We start from the raw sequence: 17,437 nt of genomic DNA on the forward strand, positions 1-17,437 counted from the left end.
TCTTGCGCCGCTTTCGATAACGCCCAGGCTCCGCAGGAGGCACGCCGTGTCGATCCATGTCGCTTTGCATCATGTCACGCATTACCGCTACGAGCGCGCCGTCGAGCTCGGCCCGCAGATCGTCCGCCTGCGCCCGGCACCCCATAGCCGCACGCGGATTCTTTCGTATGCGTTGAAGGTCTCGCCCGACCAGCACTTCATCAACTGGCAGCAGGATCCTCAGGGCAACTACTTGGCGCGACTGGTGTTTCCGGAAAAAACCGCTGAGCTGCGGGTCGAAGTCGATCTGGTCGCCGAGATGGCGGTGTTCAATCCGTTCGATTTTTTCCTCGAGCCCTACGCTGAAAAAATTCCTTTTACCTACGCCCCCGACGAAAAGCATGAGCTGACGCCTTATCTGGAAAAACTGCCGCTGACGCCCAGGTTCCAGGCGTATCTGGACGGCATCGACCGCACCCCGCTGCCGGCGGTGGATTTCCTGGTGGCGTTGAACCAGCGCCTGAGCGAAGACATCAGTTACCTGATCCGCATGGAGCCCGGCGTACAGACGCCGGAGCACACCTTGGAGCACGCGTCCGGCTCCTGCCGCGACTCGGCCTGGTTGCTGGTGCAGCTGTTGCGTCACCTGGGGCTGGCGGCGCGTTTTGTTTCCGGTTACCTGATCCAACTGACCGCCGACGTGAAAAGCCTCGACGGCCCGTCCGGTACGGAAGTGGATTTCACCGACCTGCATGCCTGGTGCGAAGTCTATTTGCCGGGTGCCGGCTGGATTGGCCTGGATGCCACGTCCGGGTTGTTCGCTGGCGAAGGACACATCCCGTTGGCGTGCAGTCCCGATCCGTCTTCGGCGGCGCCGATCAGTGGCCTGGTGGAGCCTTGCAAGTCCGAGTTCAGCCACGAAATGTCCGTGGAGCGCATCTGGGAAGCGCCACGGGTGACCAAGCCATACACCGAAGCGCAATGGTTTGAGATCCAGGCCCTGGGCCGGCAGATAGATGCCGACCTGCTGGAAGGCGACGTGCGCCTGACCATGGGCGGTGAGCCGACCTTCGTCTCCATCGATGACCCGGACGGCGCCGAGTGGAACACCGCGGCGTTGGGGCCGGACAAGCGCCGTCTCTCCGCCGAGCTGTTCCAGCGCATGCGCACGCACTACGCGCCCCAGGGGCTGGTACATTTCGGCCAGGGCAAATGGTACCCCGGCGAGCAACTACCGCGCTGGTCGCTCAACTGCTACTGGCGCCGTGACGGCGTGCCGATCTGGCAAAACGGCGCGTTGATTGCCGACGAGCAGCAGGACTACGGCGCCGATGGCGAACTCGCTGGACGTTTCCTGGCGAGCGTCGCCGAACGCTTGAAGATTCCCGCGCGATTCGTGTTCCCGGCCTACGAAGACAACTTCTATTACCTCTGGCGCGAAGGCTCATTACCGTCAAACGTGACAGCCGAGGATCCTCGGCTGGAAGAACCTTTGGAGCGGGCACGGTTGCGCAAGGTCTTCAGTCAAGGATTGGACAAGGTCATCGGCCAAGTCCTGCCACTGGCCCGCACCGCCAAGGGCGATCAATGGCAGAGCGGCCGATGGTACCTGCGCGACAACCATTGCAGGTTGGTGCCGGGCGATTCTCCCCTGGGCTATCGCCTGCCACTGGCGTCCCAGCCGTGGGTGACGGCGGCTGAATACCCGTTTATCCATCCCACCGACCCGAATCAGGATTTGCCCGAGTTGCCCGACACTTCGCAACTGGCCGATCACGGCGAGCCGGCGCTGGAGCAGGAGCGCGCGCCGAAGATCGACGAATCGGCCGACTGGCTGACCCGCACCGCTTTCTGTGCCGAGGCCAGGGAAGGACGCCTGTATCTGTTCATGCCGCCGCTGGAGCGGGTCGAGGATTACCTGGAGTTGGTCAGCACAATCGAGGCGACGGCCGAGGAGCTCAATTGCCCGGTCCTGTTGGAGGGCTACGAGCCGCCGAGCGATCCGCGCCTGAGCAATTTTCGTATCACGCCGGACCCGGGTGTCATTGAGGTCAACGTGCAACCGTCGGCGACGTGGGACGAGTTGGTCGAACGCACTGAGTTTCTTTATGAGCAAGCGCGGCTGAACCGACTGACCACCGAAAAATTCCTGATCGATGGCCGGCACACAGGCACCGGTGGCGGTAACCATTTCGTCCTCGGAGGCGCGACGCCGGCTGACTCACCTTTCCTGCGCCGTCCCGACTTGCTGCGCAGCCTGATCAGCTACTGGCACAACCACCCGTCGTTGTCCTACCTGTTTTCCGGCTTGTTCATCGGTCCGACATCCCAGGCGCCCCGCGTGGACGAAGCGCGCAATGACGCGCTGTACGAATTGGAAATCGCCTTCGCGCAAATGCCCGAGCCCGGCGAAGCGTGTGCGCCCTGGCTGGTGGATCGGTTGCTGCGCAACCTGCTGATCGATGTGACGGGCAATACCCACCGCGCCGAATTCTGCATCGACAAGCTCTATTCTCCGGACGGTGCCACGGGGCGACTCGGCCTGTTGGAATTGCGCGCTTTCGAAATGCCGCCTCACGCCCGCATGAGCCTGACCCAGCAATTGCTGTTGCGAGCACTGGTCGCGCGGTTTTGGCGCGAGCCCTACGCGCCGGCCAAATTGGCGCGCTGGGGCACTGAGCTGCATGACCGCTTTCTGCTCCCGCATTTCATCGAGCAGGATTTCGCTGACGTCATCGCTGAGCTCAATGTCGCCGGTTATCCGCTGCGCGCCGAGTGGTTCGCCGCGCACCTGGAGTTCCGTTTTCCAAAGGTTGGCGATTATGCGGTCAACGGCATCGAGCTGCAGTTGCGTCAGGCGCTGGAGCCTTGGCATGTGCTGGGGGAAGAGGGTGCGGTGGGCGGCACGGTGCGCTATGTGGATTCGTCCCTGGAACGCTTGCAGATCAAACTCAGCGGCCTGGCGCCGCAACGGTATCTGCTGACGTGCAATGGCGTGCCGGTCCCCTTGCAACCCACCGGTCGGGTGGGCGAGTTCGTCGCCGGGGTGCGTTTCCGCGCCTGGCAACCGAGCAATTGCCTGCAACCGACCATCCCGGTCCATGCGCCGCTGGTCTTCGATGTACTCGACACCTGGATGCAGCGTTCACTGGGCGGTTGCCAGTATCACGTGGCGCATCCGGGTGGGCGCAACTACGACAGCCTGCCGGTGAATGCCAACGAAGCGGAAAGCCGGCGGATGGCGCGTTTCTTCCGGATCGGACACACGCCTGGGAAGCTTCCGATACCCAACCTGGCAGTGGATGACGAGTTTCCGCTCACGCTCGATCTGCGCCGTTTCTAAGTCCCACAGGATGCCCGGATATTTCACCTATCCGGGCATCATGCGCTTGCGCTAGTCTCACCTTTCATTGCCGTCCTGCCGAGCTTTCCATGCCTGACCTGCTTGACCGTTACCCGTTGACGACGGGCACCTATCACGAATTGCTGGATGACAGCGGTGCGGTGCGTGCGCACTGGCGGCGGCTGTTCGACCAGTTGCAGCGCAGCACGCCGGCCCAACTGCTCCAGCGTCAGGCCCTACTGGCCCGGCAGATCCAGGAAAACGGCGTCACCTACAATGTCTACGCGGACCCGAAGGGCGCCGACCGTCCATGGGAGCTGGACCTGCTACCTCATGTCATCGATGCCCAGGAATGGAAGCTGCTGTCGGCCGGCATCGCCCAGCGGGCACGTTTGCTCAATGCGGTGCTGGCCGATCTGTACGGGCCGCAGCGACTGATCAGCGAAGGGCTGCTGCCGGCGGAGCTGGTCTTTGGACACAATAATTTTCTCTGGCCGTGCCAGGGCATCACCCCACCAGACAGCGATTTCCTGCACTTGTACGCCGTGGACCTGGCGCGTACGCCCGATGGTCGTTGGTGGGTCACCGCGGATCGGACCCAGGCACCTTCAGGTGCGGGCTACGCGCTGGAGAACCGGATGATCGTGTCCCGGGCGTTTCCGGACCTGTATCGCGACCTGAAGGTAAAGCACCTGTCTGGCTTCTTCCGCACCTTGCAGGAAACCCTGGCGCGGCAGGCCCCTTGCGATGGCGAGGCGCCGCTGGTGGTGCTGCTGACACCGGGGCGGTTCAACGAAAGCTATTTCGAACACCTTTACCTGGCGCGCCAGCTCGGCTATCCGCTGGTGGAGGGAGGCGACTTGACCGTGCGAGATGCCACGGTGTACCTCAAGACCCTCAGTGGGTTGCGCCGGGTCCACGCCATCATGCGCCGGCTTGACGATGATTTCTGCGACCCCCTGGAGCTGCGCACCGATTCGGCCTTGGGCGTGCCAGGTCTGTTGGAGGCGGTGCGTCAGGGCCGGGTGCTGGTGGCCAATGCGCTGGGCAGTGGCGTGCTGGAATCCCCAGGGCTCCTGGGTTTCTTGCCGAAGATCTGCCAGTTCCTCTTTGGCGAAGAGTTGATGCTTCCCTCCATTGCCACGTGGTGGTGCGGTGAGCCGCCAGTATTGGCGCAGGCGTTGGAGAAACTGCCGCAGTTATTGATCAAGCCGGCGTTTCCGTCCCAGAGCTTCACCCCGGTGTTCGGTCGTGACCTGAGCGAGGAGCAGCGCGGCCAACTGGCAGCGCGCATGCAGGCAAGGCCCTACGCCTACGTTGCCCAGGAACTGGCGCAACTGTCCCAGGCGCCGGTCTGGCAGGCCGAAGACGGCCAGATCCAGCCCCGGGCCATCGGCATGCGCGTGTATGCCGTGTCCGGAAAAGATGATTATCGGGTTCTGCCAGGTGGCCTGACCCGCGTGGCCGCCGAGGCCGATGCCGAAGTGGTGTCGATGCAGCGCGGTGGCGCTAGCAAGGACACCTGGGTCCTCGGCGAGCAGGCGCCTGGCAGCGAGCAGTGGAAGGCCCAGCGAACCGTGGGCGTTCATGACCTTGTGCGACGCGACCCGTACCTGCCATCCCGCGTGGTGGAAAACCTGTTCTGGTTTGGCCGTTACTGCGAACGTTGCGACGACAGCGCCCGTCTTTTACGGATCATGCTGGCGCGCTATGTCGACGGTGACGACCCGCAGGCCCTGCAGTCGGCTGTCTCCTTGGGCGAGAGCCTGATGCTGCTGCCGGAGGAGGGCGAATTACCCGAGCGCCTGCTGGCGGCGATGCTGGGAGATGACTGGTCATTCAGCCTGCGCTCCAACCTGCAGCGCTTGCAGTGGGCTGCGTCACAGGTTCGCGGCAAGCTGTCGCGTGAGAACTGGCAGGCGCTGGTGGAGCTGCAGCGCGAAGCCCTGGAGCTGGAGACCAGCGAACCGGACTTTGGTGAGCTGCTGGACTTTCTCAATCGATTGGTAATGTCGTTGGCCGCGTTGTCCGGATTCGCCCTGGACGACATGACCCGTGACGAGGGCTGGCGCTTCCTGATGATCGGTCGACGCCTGGAGCGTCTGCATTTTCTCAGCAGCAGCCTGGCGGCATTCTTGCGGGGCGAGGCGGTTTTCGATCAGGCCGGGCTGGAATGGCTGCTGGAGTTGGGCAATAGCAGCATCACGTACCGCTCGCGTTATCTGGCGGTGGCGCAGTTGATTCCGGTGCTCGACCTGCTGCTGCTGGACGAACAGAACCCTCACGCTGTGCTGTTCCAGCTGAAATTGGTGGCACGCACCCTTAAACGCCTGAACGATGATTTCGGCGCACCGCGGGAAACCGCATTGCCGGCGCTGGTGACGCGCCTGTCACGCTTTGACCTGCGCTGCCTGGAGAATCCCCTGTTCGGCGAGGCCAGCCTGCGCGCCGCTCTTGATGGCTTGGCCGATCTGTTGCAGGAAGTGGCCGACGTCAGCGGACAGGTTTCCGATCGCTTGGCGTTGCGCCATTTTGCTCACGTCGATGACGTCAGCCAGCGCACGGTGTCCGTCTGATGAGCGCCCGTTACCAGATACTCCATGACACTCATTATCACTACGACAGCCCGGTGTCCCTCGCCCAGCAGCTTGCCCACCTGTGGCCGCGAGCCTGTGACTGGCAGCGTTGCACCGAACGAGAGCTGCTGATCAGCCCCGAGCCGACCACCCGGCGCGATGAACGGGACGTGTTCGGTAACCCGCTGACCCGCCTGGCTTTCGAGCGGCCCCATGACGAGTTGTTGATCAATGCCCGCTTGAGCGTCGAGGTGCTGGCCCGACCCGAGCTGGACTTCAATCTGTCCCCCGCCTGGGAGTCGACCGCTAACGCGCTGACCTACAGCGGGCGGCCACTCTCAACGACGCTGCTGGACGCCTGCCGCTACCGTTTCGAGTCACCCTACGTGCACCTCAAGCGCAGCTTCGTGGAATTTTCGGAAAGTTGTTTTCCGGCGGGACGACCGTTGATGCTTGGCGTTCGAGCGCTGATGGAGAAGATTTTCGAGGAGTTCACCTTCGATGCGGAGGCCACCCAAGTGGCGACGCCGTTGGTGGAAGTGCTGGAGCGACGCCGGGGTGTGTGCCAGGACTTCGCCCACTTGATGCTGGCTTGCGTACGCTCCCGTGGGCTGGCGGCGCGTTACGTCAGCGGCTACCTGCTGACCCAGCCGCCACCCGGCCAGGCGCGGTTGATTGGCGCCGACGCTTCTCACGCCTGGGTTTCGGTGTTCTGTCCGGTATTGGGTTGGGTGGACTTCGACCCGACCAACAATGTGCAGCCGGCCCTGGAACACATCACCCTGGCCTGGGGCCGGGATTTTTCCGATGTGTCGCCGTTGCGCGGGGTGATCCTGGGGGGCGGTACCCATGACCCCGAAGTACGAGTGACGGTGATGCCGTTGGAACAGTGATCCAATTCCTGAAATCCAGGCGGTTTTGTGCCGACGATCAGTCATGAACACAAGGAGATCGGGCTGTTCGAGCCGGGCCAATTGCCGGAGAACTGCCTGTGGGTTATCGCCTGTCGATTAACAAGGCGCTAGAGCTGTGAGGGCCGGCAGCGAGGCGGCCGGCCCTGGACACAGAACTGAGGGTCTCAGGCGTCAGGCGCCTGGTCTTTCGGTGCATCAACATCGTCTTCTGCCGTCACTTCGCCTTCGGTATCCGGGTTCAGTGCTGCGGCTTCCTCTTCAGCTGTAGCTTTCTTGCGCTGAAGCTTTTCCTCTTTCTTCTGCTCCTTGGCCAAGTCTCTCTGACGTTTGGCGAAGGAATAATTGGGTTTAGCCATGGGCGATCCTCTGGGGTCGAAGGTGAGGTTGAGCGGCGCGTATTCTGCCCTGTATCGGGGCCGAGCCGTTAGCTGGGTTTTTGCTCGGCCCATTTTGGTTGCACCGACGGTTGCCATTCGTCCAGTGCGTCGAGCAGATTGTGCGCTGATTCGCTCACTTGCAGCATGTCACGATGGGGCGCGCGGACGAAGCCCTCGCCGACGATATGATCGAGAAAACCCGTGAGTTTGCTGTAGAAACCGTTCACTTCCAGCAGCCCCAGCGGTTTTCCATGATAGCCGAGCTGGCCCCAGGTCCAGACTTCAAACAATTCTTCCAAGGTGCCGAGGCCGCCGGGCAGGGCAATGAAGGCGTCGCTGAGTTCGGCCATGCGCGCCTTGCGTGCGTGCATGCCGTCCACCACTTCCAGGCGGGTCAGGCCGCTGTGGCCGATTTCCTTGTCCTTCAGGCTCTGCGGAATGATGCCGATGACCTCGCCGCCGGCCGCCAGGGCCGCGTCAGCAACGATCCCCATCAAGCCGACCGCGCCACCGCCGTAGACCAGGGTCAGTTTCCGTTCCGCCAATGTGCGCCCCAAAGCCTGGGCCGCTTCGCGATAGGCTGGATTCGCGCCGGTGCTGGCGCCGCAAAATACACAAACAGACGCTATGGACATGCTTTACTCCGTGATCGGTAACCGGTCCAGAGTAAGGCCTGTCCTTTATTGCGCAAAGGAATTAAACCTCGCGGCGAGGTTTTTCATAGGTGCCACTGGCGCCGCAGGCATAGGCGGCGAGCAAGCTGCATAACAGGCTGTTGAGGTTCATGAGGGGCGCTCCAAAGAGGTGATGGCGCTGATCATAGGGGCGAGTCAGACTTCTGGCTGGTTGATTATGTCCATCAGGCTGATAGGCTTAAGTTGTATACAATCTTTGACTCAGGTCATAGGAACTTGTCTGAAATTCAGGCAGTCTTCCCCTTTGACGGAATTTTGTTAACCATGCCTTGGAGATTCACGATGTTTGCCAAACTTGTTGCAGTATCCCTGTTGACGCTGGCCAGCAGCCAACTGATGGCAGCGGAGTGCAAGACCACCATCGACTCGACCGACCAGATGTCCTTCAATACCAAGGCCATCGAAATCGACAAGAGCTGCAAGACCTTCACCGTTGAGCTGACTCACTCGGGCAGCTTGCCGAAAAACGTCATGGGCCATAACTGGGTGCTGAGCAAAGAGGCCGACATGCAGCCGATCGCCACCGATGGCCTGGCCGCAGGCATCGACAAGGATTACCTGAAGGAAGGCGACGCTCGCATCATCGCCCACACCAAGCTTATCGGCGCCAAGGAAAAGGACTCGGTAACCTTCGACGTGTCGAAACTGGCTGCTGGCGAGAAGTATGGTTTCTTCTGCTCCTTCCCAGGCCACATCTCGATGATGAAAGGCACGGTTACCCTGAAGTAACCGATTTTCCGGACACAAAAAAAGCGCCCCATGTATGCAGGGCGCTTTTTTTTACCTGGCGAAACAGCCCTGTAGCGGGCGTCCGGTCATGGGGCGTAAGGCATGACCCGCTTGTGCTCGGTCTTGCGATAGGTATCGCAAATGATCCTGGCCGCCTCTTCACGAATGGGTTGCCCATGCAGGAAGGCGTCAATCTCGCCATAGGTCACGCCATGGGCCGCTTCGTCCGGCTTGCCCGGGGACAAGTCTTCCAAGTCAGCGGTGGGGACTTTCTCCACCAGCGACTCTGGCGCGCCAAAGTCACGGGCGATGGCCCGGACCTGGTTTTTCACCAGGCCGCTCAGCGGGGCCAGGTCACAGGCGCCATCACCAAACTTGGTGAAGAAACCCATGACTGCCTCGGCCGCATGATCGGTGCCGATCACCAGGCCTTGTTCCGCGCCGGCGATGGTATATTGCGCCACCATGCGCATCCGCGCCTTGGTATTGCCCAGCACGAAGTCCCGTGAACCCGGCGCCTTGCCTTCGAACGCCAGGACTTCTTTTGCCAAGGCTTTGACCGCGGGGCCGATGTTGACGGTGTGACGCTCGTCCGGCTCTATGAAGTCGACGCAGGCTTGGGCTTCGTGCTCGTCGAACTGGGTTTCATACGGCAGGCGCACGGCAATGAACTTGTATGCCGCATTGCCGGTTTTTTCCCGCAGCTCGCGCACGGCACGTTGGGCCAGCAGGCCGGCGGTCAACGAGTCGACCCCGCCGCTGATACCCAGCACCAGGCTCTTGAGCCCTGAGTTGACGAGGCTGTCCTGAATGAAACCCACCCGGCGAGCGATTTCGGCCTTGAGGGCGGCGTCATCGGCGAATGGTGGCTGGACCTTGAGCTGTTCAGCAATCTCACGCTGTACGGCTTGCATGAATTCACTCCTTGCTTGATGTGCCTTAATGGGCGGCAGGTACTTGGAAAACATGTCGCATGTAGGCGACGAAATTCGGGTCCTTGCAGTGGGTCTTGCCGGGCTCGTCTGAAATCTTGGCCACGGGTTGCCCGTCACAGCTGATCATTTTAAGCACGATGCTCATCGGCTCCACGCCTGGAATGTCACAGGTCAGGTTGGTGCCGATACCGAAGCTCACATTAATGCGACCACGCAAGGCACGGAAAATATCCAGGCATTTGGGTAATGTCAGGCTGTCGGAGAACACCAACGTCTTGCTCATCGGGTCGATGCCGAGGTTATGGTAGTGAGCGATGGCTTTTTCCGCCCAGATGACAGGATCCCCTGAGTCATGGCGCAAACCGTCGAACAGCTTGGCGAAGAACAGATCGAAGTCCTTCAAAAAGGCGTCCATGGTGATGCAGTCGGTCAACGCAATGCCCAGCAGGCCTCGGTACTCGCGAACCCAGCAATCGAGCGCGGCGATCTGGCTGTCGATCAGCCGTGGGCCCAGTTGTTGGTGGGCCATGATCCACTCGTGGGCCATGGTGCCCAAGGGTTTCATGTCCAGCTCCCGGGACAGGTGCACGTTGCTGGTGCCGACGAAGCGCCCCGGGAAATCGTGCTTGAGCACGTTTACCACTTCTTCTTGGACCCGGTAGGAAAACCTGCGCCGAGTGCCGAAATCGGCGACTTGCAGCTCGGACAATTCCTCGGCGCTGGCGTTGGCAGCCAGCCAGTCGAACTTGCGATAAAGCTGCTCGCGCGCTTGTTCCAGAACGATCTCACGGTAGCGATAGCGATTGCGCACTTCGCTGACGATGGCGAGCAACGGCACTTCGAACAGGATGACGTGCAACCATGGCCCACGCAGGCGGATGAACAATTCACCGTTTTCGATGCCGGTGTGCACGTACCGCAGGTTGAAACGAAACAGCCCCAGGAACCTGAGGAAATCCGGTTTCAGAAAGCTGATGCGCTCAAGGAAACTCAGCTGGTCGGCGCTCAGGTTCAGCTCGGACAGGCGCTCGATCTGGAAGCGGATCTCCGCCAGGTACGGACGCAGGTCCTCGCTGTTGCGGCAACGAAACTCCCATTCAACTTCGACGTTGGGGTAGTTGTGCAGGACGGCCTGCATCATCGTCAGTTTGTAGAAGTCGGTGTCGAGCAGGTTCTGCACGATGCGATCGGCAAACACACTCTCGCTCATAACGGGAATCTCCAGACAGATGCTGCGGTGGCAGCGGCGTACGGCTGTTCGTGGTGTAAGGGCTAGTGGCGCATATTGGAGAGGTTGATTGCCAGTATTTTTTTGGGCGCCGCGTTTTCTGCCACAGGCTGTGCTGGCTTTTATTGCTGCGGCTCCTGCGGGCTATCGATCTGCTCCAGCATCCACTCCACGAACAGTCGCACTTTGGGCACTTCCGCTGCATGTTCCGGGTAGGACAGGTAATAGGCACTGGCGCTGGGCATCGCATGTTGCCAGGGGATGACCAGTTTGCCGTCGGCGAGCTCTTCTTCCACCAGGAATTTTGGCAACAGGGCCACGCCGCAGCCGACCTGGGCGGCACGAATGCACATGTAGAAGGTTTCGAAGCGCGGCCCGTGGTAGCTGTGTTCGGTGTGGTAGCCCTGGCTGTCGAACCAGTCGTGCCAGGCTTGCGGGCGCGAAGCGTTTTGCAGCAGCACCAGGTCGGCCAGTTGCGTCGGGTCGGTGAAGGGCCGGTCCGGCAGGCTGCCTGGCGCGCAGACCGGCACCAACTCTTCGCCGAACAGTTTCAACGATTCGGTTCCCGGTCGGGAGCCCTGGCCGAAGTAGAACGCCAGGTCGCTACGCCCTTGCTGCAAGTCGTCGGCTTCGTGCTCGCTGCACAAGTCCAGATGAATCGACGGATGCCGCAGGCGCCAACCCTTGAGCCGCGGAACCAGCCAGCGGGCGCCGAAGGTCGGAGGCGTGGAGACTCGCAGGACTTCGGTGTCGCCGCCGTAGGAGCGCAGGTAATGGGTCGACATCTCAACCTGGGTGAGGATTTTTCGCACCTCCCCCAAGTACAAGTTTCCTGCCGGTGTCAGTTGCAGGCGTCGGCGCACGCGCCGGAACAGCAGGTGCTGCAACAGCTCTTCAAGCTGCGCGACCTGTTTGCTGACGGCGCTCTGGGTCAGGTTCAGTTCTTCGGCGGCGCGGGTAAAGCTCAGGTGACGGGTCACCGCTTCGAAGCACTGTAGCGCTGTAATCGATGGCAAATAGCGTTTATTGAGCATGATCAGCCCTTATTTCTTGTTGCTCTGCTTATCCGGTAACGGCCAGCATGAATAAACGGAATGATATCTCGCTTAAAGGTCGTTTGTTGGCAAGTCTCGGGCCAGCTACAACTACAGGCCTGATCAGCCGTGATCGTCCGGCTGCCCAATTTTGTCTCTCGCTTGAGGAATTTACCCATGGTTGCTGCATTGCTTGATCGTCTGGGCGTCAACCCGGCCTTGTACCAGAACGGCACACAGCCCGTGCACTCGCCCATCGATGGCAGTCGCATCGGCGCCGTGAACTGGGAAGGCGCCGCTGAAGTCGAGCAGCAGGTCAGCCGCGCGGAGCATGCCTTCGACCTGTGGCGCAAGGTGCCGGCGCCACGGCGCGGCGAGCTGGTGCGTCAGTTTGGCGACCTGTTGCGTGAGTACAAGGCCGACCTCGGCGAGCTGGTGTCGTGGGAAGCCGGCAAGATTACCCAGGAAGGCCTGGGCGAAGTGCAGGAGATGATCGACATCTGCGATTTCGCTGTCGGCCTGTCCCGCCAGTTGTACGGCTTGACCATTGCGTCCGAGCGTCCTGGCCACCACATGCGTGAAACCTGGCACCCGCTGGGCGTGGTTGGAGTGATCAGCGCGTTCAACTTTCCCGTGGCGGTCTGGGCCTGGAACACCACCCTCGCGCTGGTGTGCGGTAACCCGGTGATCTGGAAGCCTTCCGAGAAAACCCCGCTGACCGCCCTGGCGTGCCAGGCCTTGTTCGAACGTGTGTTGAAGAATTTCACCGATGCGCCACCGTACCTGAGCCAAGTGATCATCGGTGGGCGTGATGCCGGCGAAGCGCTGGTCGACGATCCGCGCGTGGCGCTGATCAGCGCCACCGGCAGCACGCGCATGGGCCGCGAGGTCGCGCCGAAAGTCGCAGCGCGGTTTGCCCGCAGCATCCTGGAACTGGGCGGCAACAACGCGATGATCCTGGCTCCGAGCGCCGACCTGGATATGGCCGTGCGCGCCATCCTGTTCAGCGCCGTCGGCACTGCGGGCCAGCGTTGCACCACGCTGCGCCGCTTGATCGCCCATGAATCGGTGAAGGAAGAGATCGTCACCCGTCTCAAGGCGGCCTATTCGAAAGTGCGCATCGGTCATCCGCTGGAAGGCAATCTGGTCGGGCCGCTGATCGACAAGCAGAGCTTCGAGAACATGCAGGACGCGCTGGAGCAGGCGTTGAGCGAAGGCGGGCGAGTGTTTGGCGGCAAGCGCCAACTCGAAGACCAGTTTGCGAATGCCTATTACGTCTCGCCCGCCATCGTCGAGATGCCGGAGCAAAGCGACGTGGTGCGTCACGAAACCTTCGCGCCGATCCTCTATGTGGTTGGCTACAAGGACTTCGCCGAAGCGCTGCACCTGAACAATTCGGTGCCACAAGGCCTGTCGTCGTGCATTTTCACCACCGATGTGCGTGAAGCCGAGCAGTTCATGTCGGCCGTGGGCAGCGATTGCGGGATCGCCAACGTCAACATCGGCCCGAGCGGCGCGGAGATCGGCGGAGCGTTCGGCGGCGAGAAAGAAACCGGCGGCGGCCGTGAATCCGGCTCCGACGCGTGGCGTGCCTACATGCGCCGCCAGACCAACACCGTGAACTATTCGCTGGAGTTGCCGTTGGCGCAGGGTATTACTTTCGATTAAGGCGTGAGCCAAGCGGTGATCCCAATGTGGGAGCAAGCCCGCTCCCACAATTGAACTGTGTAGTGGTTGGGTTTCATTTCGGAGTCTGGCAATGCCGTTACGCGAAGAATGTCTGTGGGAAATATTGACGCCACAACGGCCCGACAACACCTCGCTCAAGGGTGAAGTCACGGTGGACGTGTGCGTCGTCGGCGCGGGCTTTACCGGGTTGTCGGCGGCGGTGCACCTGTTGGAGCAGGGCAGGCGCGTGGCGGTGCTGGAAGCTCATCGGGCCGGGCACGGTGGGTCGGGGCGCAACGTGGGATTGGTGAATGCCGGGATGTGGATCCCGCCGGATGACATTGAGGCCGGGTTCGGCGAAGCCGTGGGCAGCCAGCTTAATCGCATGCTTGGGGCCGCGCCGGCCTTGGTGTTCAGCCTCGTCGACAAATACGACATCGATTGCCAGCTGCGTCGCGAAGGCACGCTGCACATGGCCCATAACGCCCGGGGCGAGGCGGATCTGCGCAGTCGCGAAGCACAATGGAAGCGCCGTGGCGCCCCGGTAGAATTGCTGACTGGCCAAGCCTGCGCCGAAGCCACCGGCACTGACAAGATCGCTGCGGCATTGCTCGACCGCCGCGCCGGTACGCTCAACCCCATGGCTTATACCAGCGGACTGGCCGCTGCCGCGAAAAAACTCGGCGGCCAGCTTTTCGACCATTCGCCCGTCACCCGCCTGGAACGCCAGGGCCAGCGGTGGTTGGTGCAGACGGCCCAGGGTTCGGTGCTGGCCGAGCAAGTCGTGATTGCTTCCAACGCTTATACCGAGGGCGACTGGACCGAGTTGCGGCGCAATTTTTTCCCCGGTTACTACTATCAGGTCGCTTCCGTCCCGCTGACCGACGCGGCCGCCCGGCGCATTTTGCCGGGAGGGCAGGGTTCATGGGATACCCGCCAAGTGCTAAGCAGCATTCGTCGGGACAAGGAAGGCCGCTTGCTGCTGGGCAGCCTGGGCAACGGCAACCGCAAGCCGACCTGGTTTCTCAAGGCCTGGGCCGACCGGGTGCAGCAGCATTATTTCCCGTACCTCAAGCCGGTGGAGTGGGAGTGCACGTGGACTGGTTGTATCGCCTTTACGCCCGACCATCTGATGCGCCTGTTCGAGCCGGCGCCCGGCCTGGTGGCGGTCACCGGCTATAACGGTCGCGGCGTGACCACCGGCACCGTGGTCGGCAAGGCGTTCGCCGACTACCTGTGCCATGGCGATGCCAAGGCGTTGCCGATTCCCTTCGCGCCGATGCAACCTTTGGCTGGCGTTGGCCTGCGCAGCTGCCTGTATGAAGCGGGTTTTTCCCTGTATCACGCGGGCCAGTGCTTGCGGATCGTCATCTGATTGTTGAAAAGTGTTACGGACAGCGGCGTTTTCCAGCCCAGCGGCTAGCCTGTTATGGTGCGGGTTGTAGCAGCCGCGCACCGACAGTGTGCAGTTAGGTGACGCAGGTTGTTACACAGTGGTTGCACGCCGTTTAGTGTGGCGGTTGCAATGATGGCTCACGGAGGGTTTCACCTACTTTTAGAAAAGGTTGCACCTCGTGCGGTTTAGACGGTTGCACGCCCTGTGAAAAAGGGCCCGAAACAGTCGAAATAACAATAAAGCAGCGACTTTTTTCAGAATAAAAAACCGATGGCACGCCCCTTGCTCTTAGCTTTTCAGTGAAGTGAAGTCGCAGTGCCAACTAAAAAAAACCTTGGAGCACCACCTCATGTCCCAGACGTTTTACAAGAAAGGCTTTCTGGCCCTCGCAGTGGCAACTGCGCTGGGTGTTTCTGCGTTTGCCCAGGCTGATGTGAAATTTGGTGTGGCGGGGCCAATGACCGGTGCCAACGCCGCGTTTGGCGAGCAGTACATGAAAGGTGCGCAGGCCGCGGCTGATGTCATCAACAAGGCCGGTGGCGTCAATGGCGAGAAAATCGTCCTGGTCGCCGGTGACGATGCGTGCGAACCGAAGCAGGCCGTGGCCGTGGCCAACCGACTGGTTGACCAGGACAAAGTGATTGGCGTGGTCGGGCACTTCTGCTCATCCAACACCATCCCGGCCTCCGAGGTCTATGACGAAGCAGGCATCATTGCCATCACCCCAGGTTCCACCAACCCGGCCGTTACCGAACGCGGCCTGAGCGCGATGTTCCGTATGTGCGGTCGTGACGACCAGCAAGGCATCGTGGCCGGCGACTACATCGTCGACGTGCTCAAGGGCAAGAAAGTCGTCGTGCTGCACGACAAGGACACCTACGGCCAAGGCCTGGCGGATGCTACCAAGGCCCAGCTCGAAAAGCGTGGCGTGAAGCCCGTGCTGTATGAAGGCCTGACCCGTGGCGAGAAAGACTTCAGCGCCGTGGTCACCAAGATCCGTGGGGCTGGCGCCGACGTGGTCTACTTCGGCGGCCTGCACCCGGAAGCCGGTCCTCTGGTTCGCCAGTTGCGTGAACAAGGCCTCAAGGACGTCAAGTTCATGTCCGATGACGGCATCGTCACCGACGAACTGGTCACCACCGCCGGCGGCGCGCAATACGTCGACGGCGTGTACATGACCTTCGGTGCCGACCCGCGCCTGCTGCCCGACAGCAAGGCTGTGGTCGACGCCTTCCGTGCCAACGGCGTCGAACCTGAAGGCTACACCCTGTACGCCTATGCCTCGGTCCAGGCCCTGGCTGCTGGCTTCAACGGTGCCAAGTCCAACAAAGGCGAAGACGCGGCCAAGTGGCTGAAAGCCAATCCGGTCCAGACCGTGATGGGCAAGAAGGAATGGGACACCAAAGGTGACCTGAAAGTCTCCGACTACGTGGTCTACCAGTGGGACAAGGATGGCAAATACCACCAGTTGGAAAAACAGAAGTAAGGGCTGAAGCGATCGATCAAACCCTGTAGGTCCCGGCCAAGTCCGGTTTCTACAGGGAGCACTGGTCGCGCCTGGCATTGCTCCGACGTAAATCTGTATTTTCCTTAGAAGAGCCGCACGCCCCAAGGGCGTGCAGGTTCTCACTGCGTGAGATTGCGTTATGGATGGTATTTTCCTGCAGCAACTGATCAATGGCCTGACCCTCGGGTCGGTCTATGGTCTGATCGCCATCGGCTACACAATGGTCTATGGCATCATCGGCATGATCAACTTCGCCCACGGCGAGGTTTACATGATTTCCGCTTACCTCGCGGCAATCAGTCTGGCTCTGCTGGCTTACTTCGGTATTGAATCCTTTCCGCTAATGATCCTTGGCACCCTCGTGTTCACGGTCGTGGTCACCGGGGTATACGGCTGGGTCATCGAACGCGTCGCCTACAAACCCCTGCGCAACTCCACCCGCCTGGCACCGCTGATCAGTGCCATCGGCATTTCGCTGATCCTGCAGAACTACGCGCAGATCAGCCAGGGCGCCCGCCAACAGGGCATCCCGACGCTGCTCGAAGGCGCCATGCGCGTCGACATCGGCAGCGGCTTCGTGCAGCTCACCTACACCAAGATTTTCATCCTGGTCGCCGCATTCGCCGGCATGGCCCTGCTGACCTACATCATCAAGTACACCAAGCTCGGCCGCATGTGCCGCGCCACCCAGCAAGACCGCAAGATGGCCTCGATCCTCGGGATCAACACCGACCGGGTGATTTCCTACGTGTTCATCATCGGCGCGGCCATGGCGGCCCTGGCTGGTGTGCTGATCACCATGAACTACGGGACCTTCGACTTCTATGCCGGCTTCATCATCGGCATCAAGGCGTTCACCGCGGCGGTACTCGGCGGCATCGGCTCCCTGCCTGGGGCAATGCTCGGCGGGATCATCCTCGGGATCTCCGAGTCGCTGTTCGCCGGTCTGATCAACTCCGACTACAAAGACGTGTTCAGTTTCTCGCTGCTGGTGCTGATTCTGATCTTCCGTCCCCAAGGCCTGCTGGGTCGCCCACTCGTGGCGAAGGTATAAGT

At 61.3% G+C, this 17,437-nt stretch carries 13 protein-coding genes; 8 read left to right on the forward strand and 5 right to left on the reverse strand.

Annotated elements, in window-relative coordinates; translation table 11 throughout:
- Positions 1 to 46: 46 nt before the first annotated feature.
- The 3 genes from HU742_RS20005 to HU742_RS20015 all read left to right on the forward strand — a co-directional run bounded on the left by HU742_RS20005 (position 47) and on the right by HU742_RS20015 (position 6,791).
- Positions 47 to 3,322, forward strand: coding sequence for a transglutaminase family protein (locus tag HU742_RS20005; protein WP_186644346.1), 3,276 nt, complete (start codon positions 47 to 49; stop codon positions 3,320 to 3,322).
- Positions 3,323 to 3,411: 89 nt separating this feature from the next.
- Positions 3,412 to 5,898 carry a circularly permuted type 2 ATP-grasp protein gene (locus tag HU742_RS20010; RefSeq protein ID WP_186638515.1) on the forward strand — a complete coding sequence of 829 codons (2,487 nt, stop codon included), beginning with the start codon at positions 3,412 to 3,414 and terminating at the stop codon, positions 5,896 to 5,898.
- On the forward strand, positions 5,898 to 6,791 hold the full coding sequence (locus tag HU742_RS20015; protein WP_186644345.1) for a transglutaminase family protein: 894 nt from the start codon (positions 5,898 to 5,900) through the stop codon (positions 6,789 to 6,791). The genes HU742_RS20010 and HU742_RS20015 overlap by 1 nt, the downstream gene beginning before the upstream one ends.
- Before the next feature lie 185 nt (positions 6,792 to 6,976).
- Here the strand turns inward: HU742_RS20015 and HU742_RS20020 are convergent, their stop codons facing one another.
- Both HU742_RS20020 and HU742_RS20025 read right to left on the reverse strand, forming a co-directional pair.
- Positions 6,977 to 7,168, reverse strand: coding sequence for a hypothetical protein (locus HU742_RS20020; protein ID WP_186610748.1), 192 nt, complete (start codon positions 7,166 to 7,168; stop codon positions 6,977 to 6,979).
- A 68-nt stretch (positions 7,169 to 7,236) separates the two neighbouring features.
- Positions 7,237 to 7,824, reverse strand: coding sequence for a cytokinin riboside 5'-monophosphate phosphoribohydrolase (locus HU742_RS20025; RefSeq protein WP_186638520.1), 588 nt, complete (start codon positions 7,822 to 7,824; stop codon positions 7,237 to 7,239).
- Positions 7,825 to 8,166: 342 nt separating this feature from the next.
- On the opposite strand from HU742_RS20025, the gene azu reads away from it, so the two are divergent.
- On the forward strand, positions 8,167 to 8,613 hold the full coding sequence (azu, locus tag HU742_RS20030) for an azurin (RefSeq protein WP_186638521.1): 447 nt from the start codon (positions 8,167 to 8,169) through the stop codon (positions 8,611 to 8,613).
- Positions 8,614 to 8,699: 86 nt separating this feature from the next.
- Here azu and nadE read toward each other — a convergent pair whose 3' ends face one another.
- The 3 genes from nadE to HU742_RS20045 form a co-directional block, all read right to left on the reverse strand.
- Positions 8,700 to 9,527, reverse strand: coding sequence for an NAD(+) synthase (gene nadE / locus HU742_RS20035; protein WP_186638526.1), 828 nt, complete (start codon positions 9,525 to 9,527; stop codon positions 8,700 to 8,702).
- Between the two features lie 25 nt (positions 9,528 to 9,552).
- Entirely contained in the window at positions 9,553 to 10,758 is a 1,206-nt protein-coding gene (gene pncB, locus HU742_RS20040) for a nicotinate phosphoribosyltransferase (protein ID WP_186638527.1), read from the reverse strand.
- Between the two features lie 140 nt (positions 10,759 to 10,898).
- The gene (locus HU742_RS20045; protein ID WP_186644343.1) at positions 10,899 to 11,810 is read right to left on the reverse strand and encodes a LysR family transcriptional regulator; all 912 of its coding nucleotides are present in this window, start codon (positions 11,808 to 11,810) and stop codon (positions 10,899 to 10,901) included.
- Between the two features lie 177 nt (positions 11,811 to 11,987).
- On the opposite strand from HU742_RS20045, the gene amaB reads away from it, so the two are divergent.
- The 4 genes from amaB (at position 11,988) to HU742_RS20065 (ending at position 17,435) form a co-directional block, all read left to right on the forward strand.
- Positions 11,988 to 13,478, forward strand: coding sequence for an L-piperidine-6-carboxylate dehydrogenase (gene amaB, locus HU742_RS20050; protein ID WP_186610753.1), 1,491 nt, complete (start codon positions 11,988 to 11,990; stop codon positions 13,476 to 13,478).
- Positions 13,479 to 13,569: 91 nt separating this feature from the next.
- Entirely contained in the window at positions 13,570 to 14,853 is a 1,284-nt protein-coding gene (gene amaA, locus HU742_RS20055; RefSeq protein ID WP_186644342.1) for an L-pipecolate oxidase, read from the forward strand.
- Between the two features lie 370 nt (positions 14,854 to 15,223).
- A complete protein-coding gene (locus HU742_RS20060; protein ID WP_186638531.1) occupies positions 15,224 to 16,360 on the forward strand; it encodes an ABC transporter substrate-binding protein in 1,137 nt (378 codons plus the stop codon).
- A 160-nt stretch (positions 16,361 to 16,520) separates the two neighbouring features.
- On the forward strand, positions 16,521 to 17,435 hold the full coding sequence (locus HU742_RS20065; protein WP_186638533.1) for an ABC transporter permease subunit: 915 nt from the start codon (positions 16,521 to 16,523) through the stop codon (positions 17,433 to 17,435).
- Positions 17,436 to 17,437: the final 2 nt, after the last annotated feature.

It is taken from the genome of Pseudomonas marvdashtae (genome assembly GCF_014268655.2).
Classification (GTDB): domain Bacteria; phylum Pseudomonadota; class Gammaproteobacteria; order Pseudomonadales; family Pseudomonadaceae; genus Aquipseudomonas; species Aquipseudomonas marvdashtae.

Bases quoted from the DNA above. Each gene is read 5' to 3' on its own strand.
- HU742_RS20010 (WP_186638515.1), top strand. From the start codon at position 3,412: ATGCCTGACCTGCTTGACCGTTACCCGTTGACGACGGGCACCTATCAC.
- HU742_RS20015 (WP_186644345.1), top strand. From the start codon at position 5,898: ATGAGCGCCCGTTACCAGATACTCCATGACACTCATTATCACTACGAC.
- HU742_RS20020 (WP_186610748.1), bottom strand. From the start codon at position 7,168: ATGGCTAAACCCAATTATTCCTTCGCCAAACGTCAGAGAGACTTGGCC.
- HU742_RS20025 (WP_186638520.1), bottom strand. From the start codon at position 7,824: ATGTCCATAGCGTCTGTTTGTGTATTTTGCGGCGCCAGCACCGGCGCG.
- azu (WP_186638521.1), top strand. From the start codon at position 8,167: ATGTTTGCCAAACTTGTTGCAGTATCCCTGTTGACGCTGGCCAGCAGC.
- nadE (WP_186638526.1), bottom strand. From the start codon at position 9,527: ATGCAAGCCGTACAGCGTGAGATTGCTGAACAGCTCAAGGTCCAGCCA.
- pncB (WP_186638527.1), bottom strand. From the start codon at position 10,758: ATGAGCGAGAGTGTGTTTGCCGATCGCATCGTGCAGAACCTGCTCGAC.
- HU742_RS20045 (WP_186644343.1), bottom strand. From the start codon at position 11,810: ATGCTCAATAAACGCTATTTGCCATCGATTACAGCGCTACAGTGCTTC.
- amaB (WP_186610753.1), top strand. From the start codon at position 11,988: ATGGTTGCTGCATTGCTTGATCGTCTGGGCGTCAACCCGGCCTTGTAC.
- amaA (WP_186644342.1), top strand. From the start codon at position 13,570: ATGCCGTTACGCGAAGAATGTCTGTGGGAAATATTGACGCCACAACGG.
- HU742_RS20060 (WP_186638531.1), top strand. From the start codon at position 15,224: ATGTCCCAGACGTTTTACAAGAAAGGCTTTCTGGCCCTCGCAGTGGCA.
- HU742_RS20065 (WP_186638533.1), top strand. From the start codon at position 16,521: ATGGATGGTATTTTCCTGCAGCAACTGATCAATGGCCTGACCCTCGGG.